Below are 18,985 nucleotides of genomic sequence, written 5' to 3'. Positions count from 1 at the left end.
CTACTGGCAGGTTTTAATATCCTTGCCGTCCGCGAAGTCTTTCATTGTGGACACTGCCTCATCCAAGGTGGAAACTTCCGCGATGGGCATATCGCCGTGGTCGCTCGCGGCGGCCTCGGAGCAATTATCCTTCGGCGCAAGGAAGAGTTCCGCGCCGGCCTCGTGCGCCGCGGCGATTTTATGTTGGATGCCGCCAATCGGGCCTACCTCGCCGTCTTCCTGAATTGTGCCGGTTCCGGCCACGAATTTGCCGCCGGTAAGGTCTTCCTCGTTGAGCTTATCGATGACCGCCAGAGTAAACATCATGCCGGCGGAGGGTCCGCCAATATCCTGCAGGTTGTATTTGACCTTAATATCGTCTTGCGGGACCGAGAGCATGGCGATGCCCAGCATCGCTTGCCCCTTCTGTTGGGGATTCTCCCCGAGCTCGATCTCTTCTTCTTGCTTTTTGCCACCACGTTTCACGGTCAGCGTGACCCTATCGCCGGGGCTCTTTTCCTTGATGATGTCTTGGACCTCGCCTGGCTCCGAGACCTCCTTACCGTCTACTGCGGTAATGACATCGTCTTTTTTCAGCTTTCCCTTTGCCGCACCCTTATCGAGTACTTCCGCGATGGTGATCTTTACCGGCAGGTGCAAATAGTCCATGGCCGCCACGGTCGCAGCAGACTCGGACTGGGTAAAGGCCTGCTTATTGGACTCTTCTACCTCTTTATCGCTCATGTTCTGCGGAATGACGGTATCGATGGGCACGATGGTGTCATCGGTCATCATCCAGCGGCCCAGTGCCTGGGCCAGGGTCATATTGGTGCGCACGGAGACCGTGGTCATGTTGAGATGACCATCCGTGTCATAGGTTTTCGGCGCCTGAACATCAACGACCTGAGTGCCGTCGACCTCACCCAACGTGTCCACCGTGGGACCTGGGCCCTCAGCGGCATAAGGGACGGTCAAAGACACATCGGTGCCGGGGATGTGGTCAAGCGATACCAACGCACCAGTGAGGACAACGGGGATGGCGCCCCAGGCGATGGTGCGGACGCGACGGCTAGCAGGAGAATTCACGGATCAATACCCTACAACCTTTGCCGTAGTGTTCGCTGTCAGCGTAGCGGGGATCATGGAAAGTAGCCGGATGGTGCCGGTAGATTAGGACGCATGAGCAACGGATTCGGTTTTTCTTTCCCCAATAACGATGACGACGATAATGACGGACGTCGTGACCAGAACCCGTTCGGCGCATTCGGCGGCGCTAATGGTGGCGGCCTCGGTGACATGCTGAACCAGTTCGGTCAGATGCTATCCGGCATGGGCTCTTCCATGAACTCGCCGGAAAACTCCGGCCCGGTCAATTACGACATGGCTAAGCGCATCGCCCTGCAACAAATCTCGCAGTCCAAGGCGGTAAGCGCGGACGATTCCAAGGCTGTAGAGGAATCCGTCCGCTTGGCGGAGCTCTGGCTTGATGACGCCACCTATTTGCCCACCGCCTCCGGCACGGCCAAGGCTTGGGATTCCAAGCAGTGGTTGGAGGAGACCATGCCAGCGTGGCAGCGCATGGTCACCCCAGTGGCAGAGTACATGAATGATGCTCAGCTGGATTCCATGCCGGAAGAGGCGCGCGAGATGATGGGCCCCATGACCAAGATGATGAACCAGATGTCTGGCATGAATTTTGGCATGCAGCTCGGCCACGCCTTGGGCGATTTGGCCTCCCAGGCGCTGACCGGTTCCGATTTCGGCCTGCCCATCGCCCCAGCTAATACGGTGGCACTGTTGCCACAGACCATCCAGAAGGTCGCCCGCGAGCTTAATGTTCCTGGCCAGGAGGTGCTGGTTTATATTGCCGCACGCGAGGCGGCCCGCCAGCGGCTGTTTAAGCACGTGCCGTGGCTGGTAGAGCGCATCGTCTCCTCCGTGGAGGAATATGCCATTGGCCTGGTCATTGATACTTCCCACTTGGAGGAAGTCACCCGCGAACTCAACCTCGAGTCCGGCGATCCACAGGCAATCCAGGATGCGATGAGCAAGTTGCAGGGCATGGATCTCTCCCCGCGCATTACGTCCAAGAACACTGCGGCCGCATCTCGTCTCGAGACCCTATTGGCCTTGGTGGAAGGCTGGTCCGAGCACGTGGTTACCGAAGCCTTGGGCGAGCGCATCCCGTCGACTTCGAAGCTCACCCAGGCATGGGCACACCGCCGCAGCACCGGCGGTTCCGCCGAGAACGCCTTCAGCAAGGTGGTCGGCATCGAACTTAATGCCCCGAAGGTCTCTGAGGCCGCAGAGCTATGGCGCCGCGCCACCGTGGCCGTAGGCGCGGAAAAGCGCGATAAGGCCTGGGATCACCCAGACTTCCTGCCCACTGCAGAGCACCTCGATAACCCGGCCGCCTTTATCGACTCCCTGCTGGACGAAGGCCCGGATGAAGGCTTTGAAGAAGAGTTTGCCAAGCTGGAGGAAATGCTGAAGAACGGCGAGGATTCTTCTGCAGCGCAGGGCGACGAGTCCACGGAGTCCGAGAAGCCGGAAGGCAAAGACGAGAAGAAGGACAAGGGCACCGAGGACGGCGAAAACTAACAGCCCCAGCGCTGATAGGCCTCAAGATAGCCCTTCGCCCGCTCAGCGTGGGGCGCCCTGTCCGCCCACTGCCAAAAATCCCGCCCGTGACGCGGAATAAAAGTGTGGGTGAGCTCGTGAATAATCACTGAATCCAGCACATAGTCCGGCACGTGTTGCAGCCGCTCACTGAGCCGAATATCCGCGGTGGAGGTAGTACAGCTACCCCACCGCGTATTTTGATTGTTCACCCACCGAATAGAGCCGATGGTTGCACGGCCATCTAAATACGCCGCGTTGAGCCGCCGCGCATGTTCTTCGAGCTGGGCGTCCGTGCGGCGGCCACTGCCCTGTTTCTTCTCCACCCGCGCCAACATATCCGCGACAGCTTCGCGCTCGTCGCGCGCGGACATCCACGCGGGAATGCGTACCTCGAGCACCCCGGATACCATGCGCGCCTGCACGGTTTTCTTCCGCTTGGCAGAGCGAATGACTTTGACCTCTGGGGGCTGCGGTGCGGTGGGCTGCGTCCTCGACATGACAGGTGATTGTACCTGTGGTGCAATGGAGACCACATACTTCGGGGGAAGGGGTTAAAGCGTGGGGATTTCTGCCACCCAAGTGGTCTTGGCGCCAGGCAGCGCAGTGTTCTGCCGCGAGGAAACGGTGATCCAATTTGGCATGGATGCCACCCGCGTTGGGGTTGCGGAAACAGGAAGCGCGCTCGCCGTCGCGACAGCTTTCAACACCGCTCGCGAACCAGTGTCCCCGGAGGACTTATCTGAACGGCTGCGTGCTGCAGGGCTTGAGAAGGCGGCGGCGCTGAGCCTCATTGAAGACGCGCTGGACTACGGCATCCTCTGGCCACATAACGAGGCCGATGCCAAGGCAGGCACCATTGTCCTCATGGGAGAATCCACCTTGGCGGAGAAGCTCCGCGCGCGTCTTGAGGCGGATGGCTTCCAGGTCCGCATCCCGCTGGAGGAGGACAATGTCTTTTCCTATATCCACGACCTCGACGGCATGTATCCAGTACTCGCTGTGGACCAGCTGCACTGCCCACTGGATTGTGCGAATGCACTCGCGGGCACAGACACTACGTGGATTCCGGTATCTTTGCTGGACAATCGTGGCGTCATCGGGCCTGTACGGCTGCGGGGCCAAGGACCGTGCCCATTGTGTGCGCACTTGGCGCGCGTGGATATGGACCCACTGTGGAATATCATCAGCACCCAGCTCACCCGCGTGCGCCGCACTCCAGAAGCCGTGGTGCTCGATGCAGTCTCGGCGCACACGCAGGTGACTATAAGACGACTGATGGGGCGGCCGCTGCCGCCAGGCGCGCCAACCGCCAAGCCGCGTCCCGGACAGCAATGGGAGGTAGATATCTACGGACACCACCAGCAGCGCACCGTCATAGCGCATCCACGCTGCCCGGTGTGCTTCGGTGGCAAGACCAACCTGGCTAGCTACGAACCGAACGAATAACCTCTAGTACCTGGGCACCGTAGCGCTCCAGCTTGCTAGGCCCCACGCCGGAAATGGAGAGCATCTCTGCCTCATCGGAGGGCAATTCCTCCGAAATCGCCTGCAGGGTGGCATCGGAAAAGATGACATACGCCGGCACCTTTTCCTCACGCGCTACCTGGGAGCGCCACGAGCGCAAGGCGGCAAAGACCTCTTCATCGCCGCCGCCCTCGCAATCTTCATGGCGGCCTATGACCTTTTCCGCCGGTGTTCCCAGCGGGCCAGAGCACACGCGGCACCGCTTCGGGCGGCGCGAGCGAGACCCACCGCCGGCGGCATCTTCGGCCGCCGGGACGATGCCATCGAGGAAGCGGGTGCGCTCGCGCGAAGCCCGCGAGCCGGTAGTCTTCGCCAGCGCCCACGACAGCGCGAGGTGCTCACGAGCGCGGGTGATGCCCACATAGAACAGGCGGCGCTCCTCTTCTACCTGTTCGTCGCCAGCCTTGATGGCATGGTTGATGGGCATAAGCTTTTCCGTTAGCCCCACGAGGAATACCGCATCCCATTCCAAGCCCTTGGCGGCGTGCACGGTAGCCAGCGTCACGCCTTCCATAGCTGGGGCCTGCTTATCGGTAGAGCGCCGGCGCAACTCCCCCAGCACCCCGTTGAGATCGATGCCAGGAGTGGATTCCACAATCTTTTCAATGAGCCCAACCAGTGCGTTGAGGGACTGCCAGCGCTCCCGGGCCTGGGCGCCCTGCGGCTCGGTGGAACTCAAACCCAGCTCGACAAACGCGGCGCGGGCAATCGCCACCGGGTCATCCGGCAGGTCCTCGCGGCGGGTCGCGGCGATGAGCACGCGGATCGCCTCCAGGATTTCCGGGCGGCGGAAAAAGCCCTCGCCGCCGCGGACTTGGTAGACCACTCCGGCGTCGGCAAGCGCCTGCTCAAACTGCTCCGACTGGGCATTGATGCGGTAAAGGATGGCAATCTCGGAGGCCGGCACACCCTGATCCAGCAGAGTAAGGACCTGGCCAGCCACCTCTTGGGCCTCAATTTCTTCGGACTCATAGGCCTTGAAGGTGGGCTCTGGGCCGGGCTCGCGCATGCCCTGCAGCTCCAAGCGCGTGCCCGCCGCGCGGCCGGTGGCCTTGCCAATGACCCGGTTGGCCAGGTCCGTTACCTGCGGCGTGGAGCGGTAGTCGCGCTGCAGCTTGACCACGGTGCCATCCGGATACGTGCGGGAGAAATTAAGCAGGTAGTCCGGGGAGGCACCGTTGAAGGAATAAATGGTCTGGTTAGCATCGCCCACCACAGTAAGGTCATCGCGCTCGCCCAACCAAGCGTTGAGCACCCGCTGCTGCAGCGGGGTAACGTCCTGGTACTCATCGACGACGAAGGTCCGGTACTGCTCGCGGAAGGTCTCCGCAATCGCCGGCACATTCTCGATGGCACCTGCAATGTGCATGAGCAGGTCATCAAAATCCAGATGCATCATCTCCGGCGTGGCCTTGGACTGCTCGTAGCGGCGGAAGGCCTCTGCCACCTTGGCCGGATCGGCCGGCGCACTGCGGTCCGTATTGGCGATCACGGACTCATAATCCTCGGCGCTGACCAGCGCGGACTTAGCCCACTCGATCTCCGCTAGGACGTCACGAATCATGTCCTTGGAATTATCCAGCCCCACCGAGCGCACCGCGCGGGCAACCAGCGGGAATTTATTATCCAACAGCTGCCACGGAAGATCGCCTGCTACCTGCGGCCAGAAATACTTCAACTGGCGGCGCGCCGCCGCGTGGAAGGTCTGCGCCTGCACGCCGGCCACGCCCATGGTGCGCAGGCGATCGCGCATTTCTCCGGCCGCTCGCGCCGTGAAGGTCACCGCAAGCACACGCTGCGGGCTCACAAAACCCTGGTCCACCAAGTTGGCAATGCGATAGGTAATAGTGCGGGTCTTGCCCGTACCCGCGCCGGCCAAGATGCACACGGGCCCGCGCGGCGCCGTGGCCGCGCGCAGCTGATCTTCATCCAGCAGGGACAAATCCGGCTTAGTCACCGTGATACCACTCCATAATCATCGTGTGTGCAATTGAACCCGGACGAGGAAGCTTAAGCTCAGGCAGCTCGGCGCGCTCCACCCACCGGATTTCTTCCAATTCCCCATCAGTATGGCAGGTGGGGTGGACATCAGCCGTGTGCGCACAAAAGCCCAGCATAAGAGAACCACTCGGCGGCCACGCCTGCGAGCCCCAATAGCGAATATCATCCACCCTGCGCCCGGTTTCTTCTAGGGCCTCGCGTGCAAAAGCAGCCTCTGCGGTCTCGCCCGGCTCAACGTAGCCGGCGATCAGAGAAAAGAAGCTAGTGCGGCGGCGATTGCGCGCCAGCAAAATCCGGTCGGTGCCGCTGAGGCGAATGAGCCCGATGACGGCAGGATCTAGGCGTGGGAAAACCATCCGGCGCTCGTCCAAGGGATCGCGCCCAACGATTCCCGGTGCTGGGTAATCCAGCTTGTGGCCAGTTCGCGGATCAAAGCGCTGCTCGCGCCGATTGCGGATCAGCGCAATGGCTTGCAAAATCACCGGCTGGTCCGCAAAGAACGTTGCGCTTTCTAGCCGGCCCAGCTCGCTAGCACCGTCCTCCGGATACGCGCACGCCTGCAGGGTACCTAGGTCCACTACTGCGTGCTTGCCGACGCCCCCGGGAACCTTCTCCACCAGCACCGGCTCCCCCGCTGCCGTAACCGGAACCTGGCCATGAGGGGTTACTGGGAGGAACATTTAATCCTCGTCATCATCGTCCATGACCTCAATGGGTTGCTCCATCTCATGCTTGATGTAGAGCAGACGGTCGCCCGGCTTCAGCGCGGAGGCATCCGCAGTATCCACGCGGTGCAGCTCGTTATTGCGTAGGACAGCCAGCACGATATCTGCCAGGTGGCGTGGGTTGGAGCCCACCTCGAATTCGCGCACAGCGCGCTCGGCTACGGAGAAACCCTCGTTGGGTGAGAGCAGGTCTTCCATCATTTCCACCACCGTCGGGGTCACGGTGGCTAGGCCCAGCAGTCGACCGGCCGTCTCCGCAGAGGTGACCACGGAATCCGCACCGGACTGGAGCAAGAGGTGACGGTTCTCGGACTCACGCACCGACGCCACGATCTTGGCCTTGGGCGCAAGCTCTCGCACGGACAGGCAACACAGCACCGCGGTATCGTCCGTGGATGGGGTAACGACAATGGAGCTGGCGTTCTCTACCCCAGCGATCTTTAGCACGTCCTGCTTGGTGCCGGAACCAAAGATGGTGACCAATCCGTGGTGCTCTGCGTGAGCGAGGGACGCACGGTTGGTATCGATGACCACGATCTGGGAGGACGGAACATCATCGGCCAGCAGCGCGGCCACGGCTCCGGCGCCCTTGGTGCCATAACCGATAACGACGGTGTGGTTACGCAATTGCTTTCTCCAGTTCTGGATTTGGAAAGTGCGGCGGGCCTTATCCGTCAACACGGACAAGGTCGCGCCAACCAATAAAACAAGGAAGATCAGGCGGGCAGGGGTAATAAGCACTAAGTTAATGAGCCTGGCCTGTGGGGACACGGGCACGATATCGCCGTAACCCACGGTGGTCAGGGACACCGCCGCATAGTAGGCGGAGTCCAATAACGACATGTCCTCGCTATACCCACCGCCGTCCACATAGACCACGATGGTCACGAAGACAACGATGCCAAAAGCCCACAGCACACGCTTGCCCAGCTGACGCCACGGGCTGGAATTTTCATCCCTCGGCACCGTAATGACATCAATGAGCGCGTGGTCCGGCTGCGAGGACAGCTCAACCTGCGGCAAGAAGCGACTTCTAAAGCGTGACTTCATTGCCTGCGCACGTTTTTTGGCCACTAGCCCAGCCTTCTTTTCTGGTCTCGAATGATTGCTCAAGAGATTGCGCGCTTACGCAACCGCCCACATACCTTAGCCCTTGTGGTGCTCAACTGACGATTCAAGGAGTTTCTTCAGCTCTTCCCCACGCGGCAGGCGGGCAGGCTCGAAGGTATATCCATCGTGCACATAATAAAATGCGGCACGAATCTTTTCCCCGCCGTGGATGCGGCGCCAGGCCTCTGCATACACCGCTAGCTGTATCTTGGCAGCATCCATGGCTTCTCCCTGGGGTGGGCGGCCAGTCTTCCAGTCCACCACCATCCAGGTGCCATCCTCCAAGCGGAATACCGCATCCATGCGCCCGCGCACCACGGACTCACCAATAGTAATTTCAAAGGGCGCCTCCACGTGCTCCGGTTGACGTTCGGCCCACTCGGAGTTCAGGAAGGCCTGCTTGAGCTCTTCCAAATCAAAGTCCTCCGGTTCATCGATTCCCGGAAGTTCTTCCTCGCCCAATAGCGCTGGGCTGCCGAAGCGGTCCTCCAACCACGCGTGGAAGGCGGTTCCGCGCTTGGCATAGGAATTCGGCTTAAACGGCACGGGGCGGCGTTGCCTGCGGGCAAACTGGAGCGGGTCTGCCCGCAGCGCAACCATGTCAGAGGCGGTCAGCTCGCTGGGTAGCTCTACATCTACCACCGGCTGTTGCAGGGCCTTGTACTCCTCAATGAGCGCGCCAGCTTCCTGCTCCCATAACTCAAAGGTTTCACCCCGGCTCAAATCTGGGAGTTCCTCCATTGCTGCAAGGACTAGGTCCGCACCGGCGACCGCCTCTGGGCTGGCCTCAAGTGCTGGGAATTGTGCGCTCTCCCCAAAATCATCCTCGGAAGGCTCATCGGGCACGGACCACTCCACCACGTACTGCGGGAATTGCTCTTTCAGGCGCTCTAGATATTCATAGGGAGCCTTCTTGTTCTTTCCATTGAGGTTATTGGTGCCCGAACCGGTAATGGTCAGGGTGGATTCGGTACGCGTCAGCGCCACATAAAAAAGGCGCGCCGATTCTTCCGCCTTGATGGCGCTATCTGCGTTCTTAAACTCCTCGCAGGCGTTCTGGAAATGCGAGCGCTTTTGGGCATCCTCCGGGACCTCAATATAGTCATCGTCTCCCGGGACCTTATCGATCCTGGTCAGGAAGGTCTCTGCTTTCGCACTATAGCTAGACGAATCCGCATGCACCACGCAGACATGTTCCCATTCCAAGCCCTTGGCCTTGTGCGCGGTCATAATCTGCACGCGGTCAGTGGCGGCGGGAACCTCGCCGAGGTCTAGGCCATCTTCCTTTTCGAGCGCTAACGCAAAGTAATCCAAAAGCGCATACAAAGAATCACCGTGGAAGCCCGCGACCATATCGGCAAATTTATCCAGATGTGTCGCACCCCCTGCGCTTCCACGCGCAAGGACTTCGGTGCGGATATTAAACAATGCTTCAATATCGGCGAAGATATCCACCAGCGGTTTGGACAGAGAATAGGTGCGCAGGTGTCGCAGTTTGGCAGAAACCTCTTCCATTCGGGCGAGGCCTTGCGGGGTATAGCGGTCTCTCTCACCTAGATCGGCCAGGGCGTCGGCAAGGCCGACGCGCTGATCCGGCTCCTCAGCGGTGACATCTTCCAGCTGCGCACGCAGGTAGTCTTCTGGGTCCATCCCCGGCTCCCAGCGCAAGCGCTCCTCCCTCGCGCCGGCCAAGTTTCGTTGGCGGGAAGCAAGCGCTTGAATATCGCTAATTCCCAAACCACAGATGGGCCCTGCCAGCACCCGCACTGCCGCAGGCAAGTCTTCTGGGCGCACGAGCATGGTGGCAATAGCTACGAGGTCCTGGATTTCTGGCTGCCACAGCAGGCCACCGAGACCAATGATTTCATTGGGTACGCCCGCTTTGTCTAGGGCCGCAGCGATGGGGGCGGAGTGCCTATTTTTACGCACCAAAACCGCCGCGCTGAAGGTATCTCCCTCGCGCTTTTCCCACTGCTCTTTCAGGTACTCGGCAACGAATTCACGCTCGCGAACCTCGCTGTCGAAGTACGCCAACTGGATGTCACCTTCGCCCTTATGCGGGGCGGCAGAAAGCTCGTCCACGGGACGTTCAACGCCTTCGAATACGCCCTCCGCCACTAAGTTAGCCAAGTCCAGCGCACCAGAGGGGTTGCGCCAAGAGGTGGTCAACTGGTCCTTCGGAGCGGGTGTGCCCGGCGCGACCGGGAAGTCCTCCACAAAGGCAGTGAGGTTTTCAGAGGTCGCACCACGCCACCCGTAGATGGCCTGCATTGGATCACCCACGGCCGTCACAGAAAGTTCCTTTTGCTCCCCTCCGAACAGGCTTCGTAGAAGCACGCGCTGGGCATAGGAGGTGTCTTGGTACTCGTCTAGCATGACGACCTTATAGCGCTGGGATTGTTGCTTGCCCACCACAGGATGGTCGCGCGCTACGCGGGCAGCGACAGCCATTTGCTCGCCAAAGGTGATGACTTGTCGCTCGGATTGTTCCTTTTTCAGGGCCTCCAGCAGCGGCACGTACTGCACGCGGCGCTCCTGTGTCTGAATATATTCCAGCAACTTTTGCGAGTATTCAGGACCATTCTTTTGGGATTTATCGAGGTTATCGATGTCCGCCCGAAAATCGCGGGCATGCTCGGCGATGTGACTCGTGTCCTTGAGCCCATTATCGATATCTTGGCTGAATTTCAGCAGGGTCTCGGTAATCGTGGCTAGGGCGCGATCGTCTTCCAGCTGGCCGGTGTAATTGCGCACCACATCGTAGGCCAAGGAATAGCGCTCGGTCTCGGTGATGATGCGAGCCGTAGGCTCCACTGGAACCAACAGCCCGTATTCGCGAACGAGTTCTCCCGCATAGGAGTCATAGGTAGCTACCTTCGGCGCAATGTTTTCTAACGCTTCTGCCACCTCGCCGCCTGGTGGGATGAGGCTGGAATCGCGCAATTTAATCAGCTGCCGCCGGATGCGCTGCTCCAGCTGTTGCGCGGCCTTACGGGTGAAAGTCAGGCCGAGAACCTGCTCCGGGCGCACATAGCCATTGGCCACCAGATACACCACGCGCGAGGCCATGGTTTCTGTCTTTCCGGCACCAGCGCCGGCAACCACGAGTTTGGGGCTAAAGGGGCCTTCGATCACATGGGCTTGTTCCTCGGTAGGCGGAAAGTCCTTGCCCAAGGCTGCAGCGATCTGCTGTGGGGAATAATTGCTCTTAGGCATCGGTGGTCATCCTTCCTTCTTCCTGCACGGGGCAGATGGAGCGAATTGGGCACTTATCGCAGTCTTTATTGGTGCGCGCAGTGATGCGCGGGCCGCGCATCTCCTCCACCAGCGGGGGCAGAAGTGCGGCGAATTCTTCCAGGGCTTCCGGCGATTTATCGCTTTGCCAAATCTCACCAATCTTTTTGGTGGTCGCACCCGGATACACCAGCACACCGCCCTGGCGCGGCATGCCTTCGCCGTCGTGAACCTGGTGACCGTCAAATGCGCCGTGGGCAAGCGCGAGCTGATAGGTCATCAGCTGCACATGGTCCTCGCCCTCTTTCTTAGCCGGCTTGCTTCTACCCGTCTTGAGGTCGACCACCAAGTAATTTCCCTCTCCATCGCGAAGCAGACGGTCCATATAGCCGCCGATGCGCACCTCCTCGCTGACGCGTACGCCTACGGGAATTTCCACACCGGCAAGCTCTTGATTGACCTCGGATTGGCGCGCCCATTCCCGGGCGCGGTCCAACAGGGTGGAAAACTCATCGAGCTTGAAACGCAATTGCCACTGCGGTACGTCCTGAATGCGCTCGAAAGCCTCCATCACCAATAGCTTGGCTTTTTCCGCATCCATTCCGCGGCCAATGGCTTCAAAGAAGGCGTGCGCCAAAGTACCGCGGAGCAGGTGCTCCTCGGTGCTTGGGTCCTCGGCCACATTTCCTAGCACGGCCTTGAGCGGGCAGTTGAGTAATGCTTCCACCCGGGAGGGTGACAAACTGCCGCTAGTATGCAGCGGCATTTCAGCTGCAACGGAGCGCGCAGACCACCACTGCTCCGGGTGGGCGCCAGGGATATCGGCTGCCGCTAGCCGAGCGAGCTGGCGCGCTGCTTGTTTGCGCTCAACCTCACCGGATTCCGGATTGGTAACTACGCGGCGCAATTGTGCGACAAAGGCCGGCACCGACAGCACCGCCACATCGAGGGGATCCACCTCGAGCCCATCGCGCAATGACACGGGTGCGGGTTCAGGCACATCGAGGCCCAGTTCGCGCGGGAGTTGCGTGCGGCGTAGCGCCCGCTTTGCTTGCCGTCGCGCAGCCTGGCCAGGCACGTCCACACCACGGCCAGCGAATTCGCTAATGAAGCGCGAAGGCTCAGAGACCGTATCACCTTCCGGGTTTTCCACAGCTGCAATGAGCAGGCGCTGTCGGTGGCGCGTGGTAGCGACATGGAAGAGTCGACGCTCCTCTGCCAAACGAGAGGCAACGTGGCTGACGGGGGTATCGGGATCAATATCGTGGTCGAGGAGATCGATGAGATCTTCTTGATCAAAGATGGAGCCAGTCTCCCCTAGCGAAGGCCAGCTTCCCTCCTGTGCGCCGGCCACAATGACGGTATCCCATTCGCGGCCCACGGCGCCGTGTGCAGTCAGGATCTCTACTGCCTGCGGAATAGCGGTGCGGCGGTCACGCACACCGGTGGGAAGTTCTTGTTCGGTGATATGCGTCAGGAAGGCGCGCAGCGAGGAATCAGGGCGGCGCTCGACGTAGTCGCCTGCGGCGTCAAAAAGCGCCATCATTGCATCCAAGTCGCGGTCGGCCTGCGAGCCGGTCGCGCCACCGCGCAGCGCCGAAGCCTGCAGGCGGTTATCGAGCTCAGTTGCGCTCCACACAGCCCAGAGGACCTCCTCCACAGAGTCCCCGGAGGCGAGTGCGTCCCGGCCGGCGCTTAGAACCGTGCGTACACGCTCTAGGATGGAGTATTCCCGCTCAGTGAGTTGCCCATTAAAATCTGGGAGCTCGCCATAGAGAAGACCGCGCAGGCTATCGATGCCCCGGGTGGTGGAATCCCAGCGGCGCAGACCACGGATAAGGCGGCGCAGGGTGACGGGATCGGCGCCACCCACGGGGCCGGTGAGCAACTCTTCCAACTCCGAGTTTGATAGGTCGTCCTCCAAGGCACGCAGGGCGAGCAGCACGGCGGAAACCAAACGCTGTTCGGCCAAGACGACGTCGGTAGGGCTAATGTGCACGGGCACGCCGGCGGCCAAAAGGGTGCGGCGCATCTGCCCGATATCACCGGTTGAACGAACGATGACGGCGATATCCCGCCAAGGCACGCCGTCTTCTAAGTGACGGCGCCGCACGGTATTGGCTACGACGTCACGCAGACTGCCGTCCGAATCCACAATGGAGATGCACGCCGGAGCGGGTGTGCGGTGGGGCTCGGTGAGCTCGATGTCGTGGTCAGCTGGGAAATCCCGCAGGAAACGCGAGCTAGCACCGCGGAAGGCAAAGACGGATTGATCGGCATCGCCGCCTACCACCACGAGATCCGCCTGCGGGCTCATTTCGCGAATGAGCTTGCCTGCGGTGGGGTCGAGCAATTGCGCATCATCGACAATGATGGTGTGGAAGGGGTGCTCGCGCAGTAGCTGGGGGCGCTGAAGAACCGCGGTAACCAATTCCGCAGCGGAATAGGAATGGGCGCGGGAAAGGAGCTGCACGCGTTCGTACTCGCGCAGGAATTCACCCGCCGCGGACCACATGGGGCGGCCGTGCTCGGCACCGAGGCGCTCTAGATCGCCCGGGCCCAGGCCGCGTTCAATGGAGCGCAAAAGGAAATCGCGCAGCTGCCGGGCGAAGCCCACATATTCCAGCGCGGGCCGCATCTCCGCGGGCCACGAGCCATGCCCGTCTTCTGCTTGGCCAGTGAGCAGCTCGCGGATGACGGCGTCTTGCTCCGCACCGGTAATAAGTCGCAGCTCCTCCTCGGCCGCTGTGCGCAGCAACGCGAATGCTAGGGAGTGTACGGAACGCACCATGGAGGTCTGTGCGGCGTAATCCTCGAGCCGCTCAGAAAGCTCGCGGCGCAGCCGGGCGCCGGATTCCTTCGAGGGAGCGATAACCAGGATGCCGGAGGGATCCGCGCCGGTCTGCCGGGCTTTATCCAAGGCATGAATGACGGTATCGATAAGGAAGCTGGACACACCGGTGCCGGCGGCACCGGTTACCTTCCAGGTACCGGATTCGGGCAGGTCAACAGGCCAACTGCGGGTCGTGGCGGATTGGGTACGGGGAACGAGGCGCACCTGCGGGGACGGTGGAAGGATCACTCCCGCACGCGCGGTGGAATGGGGGTCGTAACTCACCGCTCCAGTATGGCAGATGCCCGCGACACCAGATGCTGCTCCACCCGTTCAATATGCGAACGCGTGTTTGAACGCGACGCGGAGTGCAGGTCATTGACATAACGGCGATACGACACCGCGCGCAACAGCAATTCCGGCATACCGGGTACATGACTAAAGCGCTGACAGATCCCATCATCGACCGCTTGGCCAATGAGCCCATCCACAATAACCAAAGCGGCCGTCCAGCCGGCTGGGCGCGGGGATTCGCTCGGCACAATGTCCACAATGCCCGGCGGGTTGGAGCCGTGGTAAACCGTGGTGGTGAGAAGTGCGGTGTGGGCGGGGATAAGGGGGACGTCGGCAAGCAGATCTGGCCGATAAGCCTCGCCTGTTTCCTCCCAGGCGGCGCGCTCGGCGCGTGCAAAGACATCGCTGCGCTGCCCGTTGGGAAGGGGCACCTCGGCTATAGCCGTGTCGAGGCGCAACGCCATCTGTGCGGTTTCATCAATTCGCCCGCGTACTTGGCCCGGAATAAACTGGGTAGCCTTCCACCCTGCGGCCGTGTGCCGACCATCGCTAGACAGTACCGGCCGGGAAACGCGGGCCCCCTGCACGCTGAGGCGCTCGCGCACCTTAGCGGACCAGGCGGCAAACGGACCAGCCTGGGAATAGACCACGTCGCCCACCTTAATGCCGTTATCCCACACTGGGCCCAATTGATCGCCCTGCGCGCGGCGGGTACCAGTGGCACCGGTTTCCGCGTGGAAGGCGCTTAACACATGCTCTGGGGGAAGCGGCATCCTTAACTCCTATTCGGGTTGGTGGGGATCCTTATTATTCGGATTCGGATAAGGCCACGGGTTTGGTGAGCAGGTCACGTCCTCATCAGGATAGACCTCGCTGGGCTTGCGATCGTGCAATTCTTTGTTGTTAAGGTCCAAGGTCTGCTGCATCATGACCGGCGCTAGCTTGCCTTGGCCGCCACACGGCTGGTGGGCCGCATAGCCAATGGCATGACCCAACTCATGGTTGATGACGTACTGGCGATAATTGCCCATATCGCCTTCAAAAGGCGTGGCGCCGCGCACCCAGCGGGCCTCGTTGATAATGGTGGTGGACTCGCCCGTAATGGTGGTGTGGCAGGAGGTTTCCGTTTCAATCTTCTCGCCACAGCGCTCTGCTGCGGTGCCGAGCGAAGTCAGCTGGATGCGGGTATCCGGTTCCGCATCAGCGGCCACGTGCTCGAACTCAAAGTCCTTCTGCGCGGTCCAGCCACGCGGGTCAGACAAGGTGGCCTCCACCATGGCGGCAAAAGACTCATCGCCTCCATACGGTGCGGTGTTAAGGCCATCTTCTACCTCGATGGAATAGCGCACCTTTTGCTCGCCGCCCTTACCCGCAACGGCGCCAGGCTCGCCTACCTCGTGGAAGGTGCCCTTGCCCTGCTTGGTATAGGAGCCACCGGGCGGCATCTCGCTGATTTCCCGCTTGACCGCTGCAGCATCGGCAGGATCAGGGCCCATCTTCTCCGTACTCGTTGGGGCAGCCTCGCTAGTGGCTTCCTCCTTTTCTTCAGAGGAAGAGGCGGTGGCGATATCGACGATGAACCAAATGGTCAGCGCGATCATGAGGGGGATAGCCACCACGCGCCACCAGCCATATTGACGCGCAAACCGGACCACCGCATTGGGGTGGTCCGGCGCATGGCCCTGGCTCCGGTGAGCGTGGCGATTCTCCCTTTTTTCCATGGGGCCTTAGGTTACCCGTTTGTATTTAAAAAAGCTGAATCAGCAGCCCTATGCGCTCGCCTTAGGCGCCGGCGAATCCCACGGCGTGCTTCTTTGCAATGCCGACCTCGACGTAGACCACGCGGTCAGTGCGCACGAGGTACTTGCGGCCCTTGTCATCTTCCAATTCCAGGGTGGAGTTATCCGCCAGGGCACTGTTGATCTTCTGCGTCAGCTCGGCTTGGTCACCTGCAGCGCTAATGACCAGCTCGCGAGCGGTATCCGCGAAGCCAAACTTGATATCCATGAAGATTCCTCCTCTAACTAGAGTTTTATTGTCAATGGCCCCACTATAACCATCCCGGCTACTATCAAGGTGTGTCTGACATAAAATCCCAGCCACCGAGCTTCGCGGAACTCGGCGTTGCGGCCGAAATCTGCGATGGTCTCGCCTCCCGTGGCATCACGCGTACTTTTGCAATCCAGGAATTAACCCTGCCCATCGCGCTATCTGGCCAGGACTTGATTGGCCAAGCGCGCACTGGCATGGGCAAGACCTATGGTTTTGGCGTGCCGCTTTTGGACCGCGTCTTTGATGACGCCGATATCGACGAGCTCGATGGCACCCCGCGCGCCCTCGTGGTGGTCCCCACCCGCGAGCTTGCCCAGCAGGTCACCGAGGACCTGCAGGTGGCTGCCGCCCACCTGCCCGTGCGCCTTGCCTCCATTTACGGCGGCCGTCCCTATGAGGAACAGATCAAAAAGCTCAACAAGGGCGTCGATGTCATCATTGGCACGCCTGGCCGATTGATCGATCTCCACGAGCGCGGCAATCTGCAACTAGATCGCGTGGCTATCTTGGTGCTCGATGAGGCCGACGAGATGCTGGACTTGGGCTTTTTACCCTCGGTGGAGGCTATCCTCAAGGCACTCGATGGCAATGCCCACCAAACCATGCTCTTTTCCGCCACGATGCCGGGCGCAATTTTGACGCTCGCCCGCCGGTTTATGGAAAAACCCATCCATATCCGCGCCGAATCCGGCGAACAGGATTTCACCCATTCCTCCACTCGCAAGGTCACCTTCCAGGCCCACCGCATGGATAAGGTTGCCGTCGTCGCCCACGCCCTGCAGGGCTCCGGCCGCGGGCGCACCATCATCTTCGCTCGCACCAAGCGCGCGGCCGCTCAGTTGGCCGATGATCTTGCCCGGCGCGGCTTCCACGTGGGCGCGGTCCACGGCGATCTGGGGCAAAAGTCGCGCGAGAAGTCGCTCCATGCCTTCCGCACCGGCCAGGTGGATATCTTGGTCGCCACCGATATTGCCGCCCGCGGCATCGACGTTGATGATGTCACCCACGTCATCAACTATCAGGTCCCGGATGATCCGATGACCTTTGTCCATCGCATTGGCCGCACGGGTCGCGCCGGCCATACGGGCACCGCTATCACCATGGTGGGCTATGATGAGCTGGGCAAATGGCAGGTTATTAATGATGAGCTGGATTTGGGTGAGCCGAATCCGCCGCAGTGGTTCTCCACGTCCCCGGAGCTGGCCCAGGCCCTAGACATCCCCGCGGAGGTAGAGGAAACTGTCGGCCCTGAGACCAAGGTCGTGGGCCAGGTGCCTGTCCGCGAGAAATCCCCCACCCGTACCACCGCACGCCGCGGCAGCTCCCGGCGCCGGCGAGGAGGCCGCCGATGACTAAAGCTCCCATTTTGCGCTCGACCCCCGCCGATTGGAAGGCTACCGGCATTATTGCCGTGGTTTGCGCCATCGCGGTCGGTGGGGCAGCTATTACCGCCAATATTAATCAAGCGCATCTCAGCCAAGCGGCCGTTCCTGGGGATAAGGATGCACCCGCGCTTGCCGACGTCCCCGAGGCCCTCCACGAGTCCTTCAGCCTCCCCAACGAACCAGTACCCGGCCAATACCGGGCGGTTTCGGCGCACGGCCTGACCATCACGCACGCCGATCACACGCTCACCGCCACCAACCCGGACGGCTCCGAGGCTTGGACTTATGAGCGCACGGACGCGGATCTGTGCTCGCTGTCTACTGCGTGGGGCAAAATCGTGGCGTCGTATAAAACCGGCGTGGGCTGCGGGGATACCGTGGCAATTGAGGCTGCGACCGGTGAGTATGACAGCACCCGCAGCGCCGTCAACTCGGAAGAGGTAGTACCCGTTTCCTCTAATGACCGGGTAGGAACGGTCTCCACTGACCGCATCGATTTGTGGCGCTCCGATTTGGTGCGCACCGTGGAATACGGTGATGTGGAGGCAAAGCAGGAGCCGGACAAGCAACCGCACGAGGACTGCTCGATTAGCTCCGCCCTTACCCGTACCGAGAATTTGGCACTGACCGAGTCCTGCCCCGATAAGCCGGGCACCACCTGGCTGCGCTTCCAGGACACCACCCCTGATGATTCCCGTGAGCCCGATATCGCCGCCGATGTGGACATAGCCACCGACGACGCCCGCCTTATCGCTGTGGGACAAAAGGCCGCCGCTATCTACCGCCCAGGCCCGCATCCCACAATCGAGTCCTATGGCAATAAGGGCGAAAAGCTGGACTCTACTTCGGCGGAGCCTTCTCCAGACATAGACGCGGCCACCACCCCGTTCGCCCCAGCAACCGCGGATCTGCCGCACCATATGACCTGGTTCGATGGTTCCCGCCTCTACCTCTTTAAACCGAGCGACCTCGCAGTGGATCACGTGGTAGATGATGCCATCGGCACCCCTATCGCCGTCGATGAGCATATGTTGGTACCTACCCAAGCGGGCATTGCTGTCATGGATTGGTCTACCGGCAAGACGCTGCGGACCATCCCGGTTGATCGCGGCAGCTACGACGGCCCCGTCTACCTCACCTTGGCGGGCGATACCATCGTGGAAAGCCGCAGCGATCAGGTCGTGGGCCTAAGCGCCGATTAATCCCCCCTGCAACACGCAAAGGGC

The 18,985-nt window shown here is 60.9% G+C and carries 14 protein-coding genes; 4 read left to right on the top strand and 10 right to left on the bottom strand.

All coding sequences use genetic code 11. The features are described 5' to 3' along the window. Positions 1 to 1,065, bottom strand: a complete 1,065-nt coding sequence (locus tag BJ985_RS11505; RefSeq protein WP_179387538.1) for a YlbL family protein — start codon at positions 1,063 to 1,065, stop codon at positions 1 to 3. Positions 1,066 to 1,158: 93 nt separating this feature from the next. Between BJ985_RS11505 and BJ985_RS11500 the strand changes: the two genes are divergently transcribed. Continuing rightward, complete coding sequence (locus BJ985_RS11500; protein ID WP_179387537.1) at positions 1,159 to 2,580, top strand: zinc-dependent metalloprotease; 1,422 nt, start codon at positions 1,159 to 1,161, stop codon at positions 2,578 to 2,580. Here the strand turns inward: BJ985_RS11500 and BJ985_RS11495 are convergent. Then, complete coding sequence (locus tag BJ985_RS11495) at positions 2,577 to 3,098, bottom strand: M48 metallopeptidase family protein (protein ID WP_179387536.1); 522 nt, start codon at positions 3,096 to 3,098, stop codon at positions 2,577 to 2,579. The genes BJ985_RS11500 and BJ985_RS11495 overlap by 4 nt on opposite strands. 61 nt (positions 3,099 to 3,159) lie before the next feature. Between BJ985_RS11495 and BJ985_RS11490 the strand changes: the two genes are divergently transcribed. Beyond that, complete coding sequence (locus tag BJ985_RS11490; RefSeq protein ID WP_179387535.1) at positions 3,160 to 4,047, top strand: hypothetical protein; 888 nt, start codon at positions 3,160 to 3,162, stop codon at positions 4,045 to 4,047. On the opposite strand, the gene BJ985_RS11485 is transcribed toward BJ985_RS11490, so the two are convergent. The 8 genes from BJ985_RS11485 to BJ985_RS11450 form a co-directional block, all read right to left on the bottom strand. Continuing rightward, the gene (locus tag BJ985_RS11485; RefSeq protein WP_179387534.1) at positions 4,025 to 6,082 is read right to left on the bottom strand and encodes an ATP-dependent DNA helicase UvrD2; all 2,058 of its coding nucleotides are present in this window, start codon (positions 6,080 to 6,082) and stop codon (positions 4,025 to 4,027) included. The two genes, BJ985_RS11490 and BJ985_RS11485, sit on opposite strands and share 23 nt — an antisense overlap. Continuing rightward, positions 6,075 to 6,806: an NAD(+) diphosphatase gene (locus tag BJ985_RS11480; protein ID WP_179387533.1), complete on the bottom strand. Its 732-nt coding sequence runs from the start codon at positions 6,804 to 6,806 to the stop codon at positions 6,075 to 6,077. The genes BJ985_RS11485 and BJ985_RS11480 overlap by 8 nt, the downstream gene beginning before the upstream one ends. Beyond that, a complete protein-coding gene (locus BJ985_RS11475; RefSeq protein ID WP_373366781.1) occupies positions 6,807 to 7,925 on the bottom strand; it encodes a potassium channel family protein in 1,119 nt (372 codons plus the stop codon). Between the two features lie 72 nt (positions 7,926 to 7,997). Further along, on the bottom strand, positions 7,998 to 11,177 hold the full coding sequence (locus BJ985_RS11470; RefSeq protein WP_179387532.1) for an ATP-dependent helicase: 3,180 nt from the start codon (positions 11,175 to 11,177) through the stop codon (positions 7,998 to 8,000). Then, positions 11,170 to 14,277 carry an ATP-dependent helicase gene (locus BJ985_RS11465; protein WP_179387626.1) on the bottom strand — a complete coding sequence of 1,036 codons (3,108 nt, stop codon included), beginning with the start codon at positions 14,275 to 14,277 and terminating at the stop codon, positions 11,170 to 11,172. The genes BJ985_RS11470 and BJ985_RS11465 overlap by 8 nt, the downstream gene beginning before the upstream one ends. Before the next feature lie 32 nt (positions 14,278 to 14,309). Beyond that, complete coding sequence (locus tag BJ985_RS11460) at positions 14,310 to 15,095, bottom strand: hypothetical protein (RefSeq protein WP_179387531.1); 786 nt, start codon at positions 15,093 to 15,095, stop codon at positions 14,310 to 14,312. Positions 15,096 to 15,104: 9 nt separating this feature from the next. Then, complete coding sequence (locus tag BJ985_RS11455; protein WP_179387530.1) at positions 15,105 to 16,043, bottom strand: DUF3152 domain-containing protein; 939 nt, start codon at positions 16,041 to 16,043, stop codon at positions 15,105 to 15,107. Between the two features lie 61 nt (positions 16,044 to 16,104). Further along, a complete protein-coding gene (locus BJ985_RS11450) occupies positions 16,105 to 16,329 on the bottom strand; it encodes a DUF3107 domain-containing protein (protein WP_005322370.1) in 225 nt (74 codons plus the stop codon). 71 nt (positions 16,330 to 16,400) lie between these two features. Between BJ985_RS11450 and BJ985_RS11445 the strand changes: the two genes are divergently transcribed. Then, positions 16,401 to 17,726, top strand: coding sequence for a DEAD/DEAH box helicase (locus BJ985_RS11445; RefSeq protein WP_179387529.1), 1,326 nt, complete (start codon positions 16,401 to 16,403; stop codon positions 17,724 to 17,726). Further along, positions 17,723 to 18,961 (top strand): Rv3212 family protein, encoded by a 1,239-nt coding sequence (locus BJ985_RS11440; protein ID WP_179387528.1) that lies wholly within the window; start codon positions 17,723 to 17,725, stop codon positions 18,959 to 18,961. Before BJ985_RS11445 ends, BJ985_RS11440 begins: the two co-directional genes overlap by 4 nt. The last annotated feature ends 24 nt before the right edge of the window (positions 18,962 to 18,985 follow it).

It is taken from the genome of Corynebacterium tuberculostearicum, assembly GCF_013408445.1.
Classification (GTDB): Bacteria; Actinomycetota; Actinomycetes; order Mycobacteriales; family Mycobacteriaceae; genus Corynebacterium; species Corynebacterium tuberculostearicum.
This window is presented reverse-complemented; position numbering and strand designations above follow the sequence as displayed.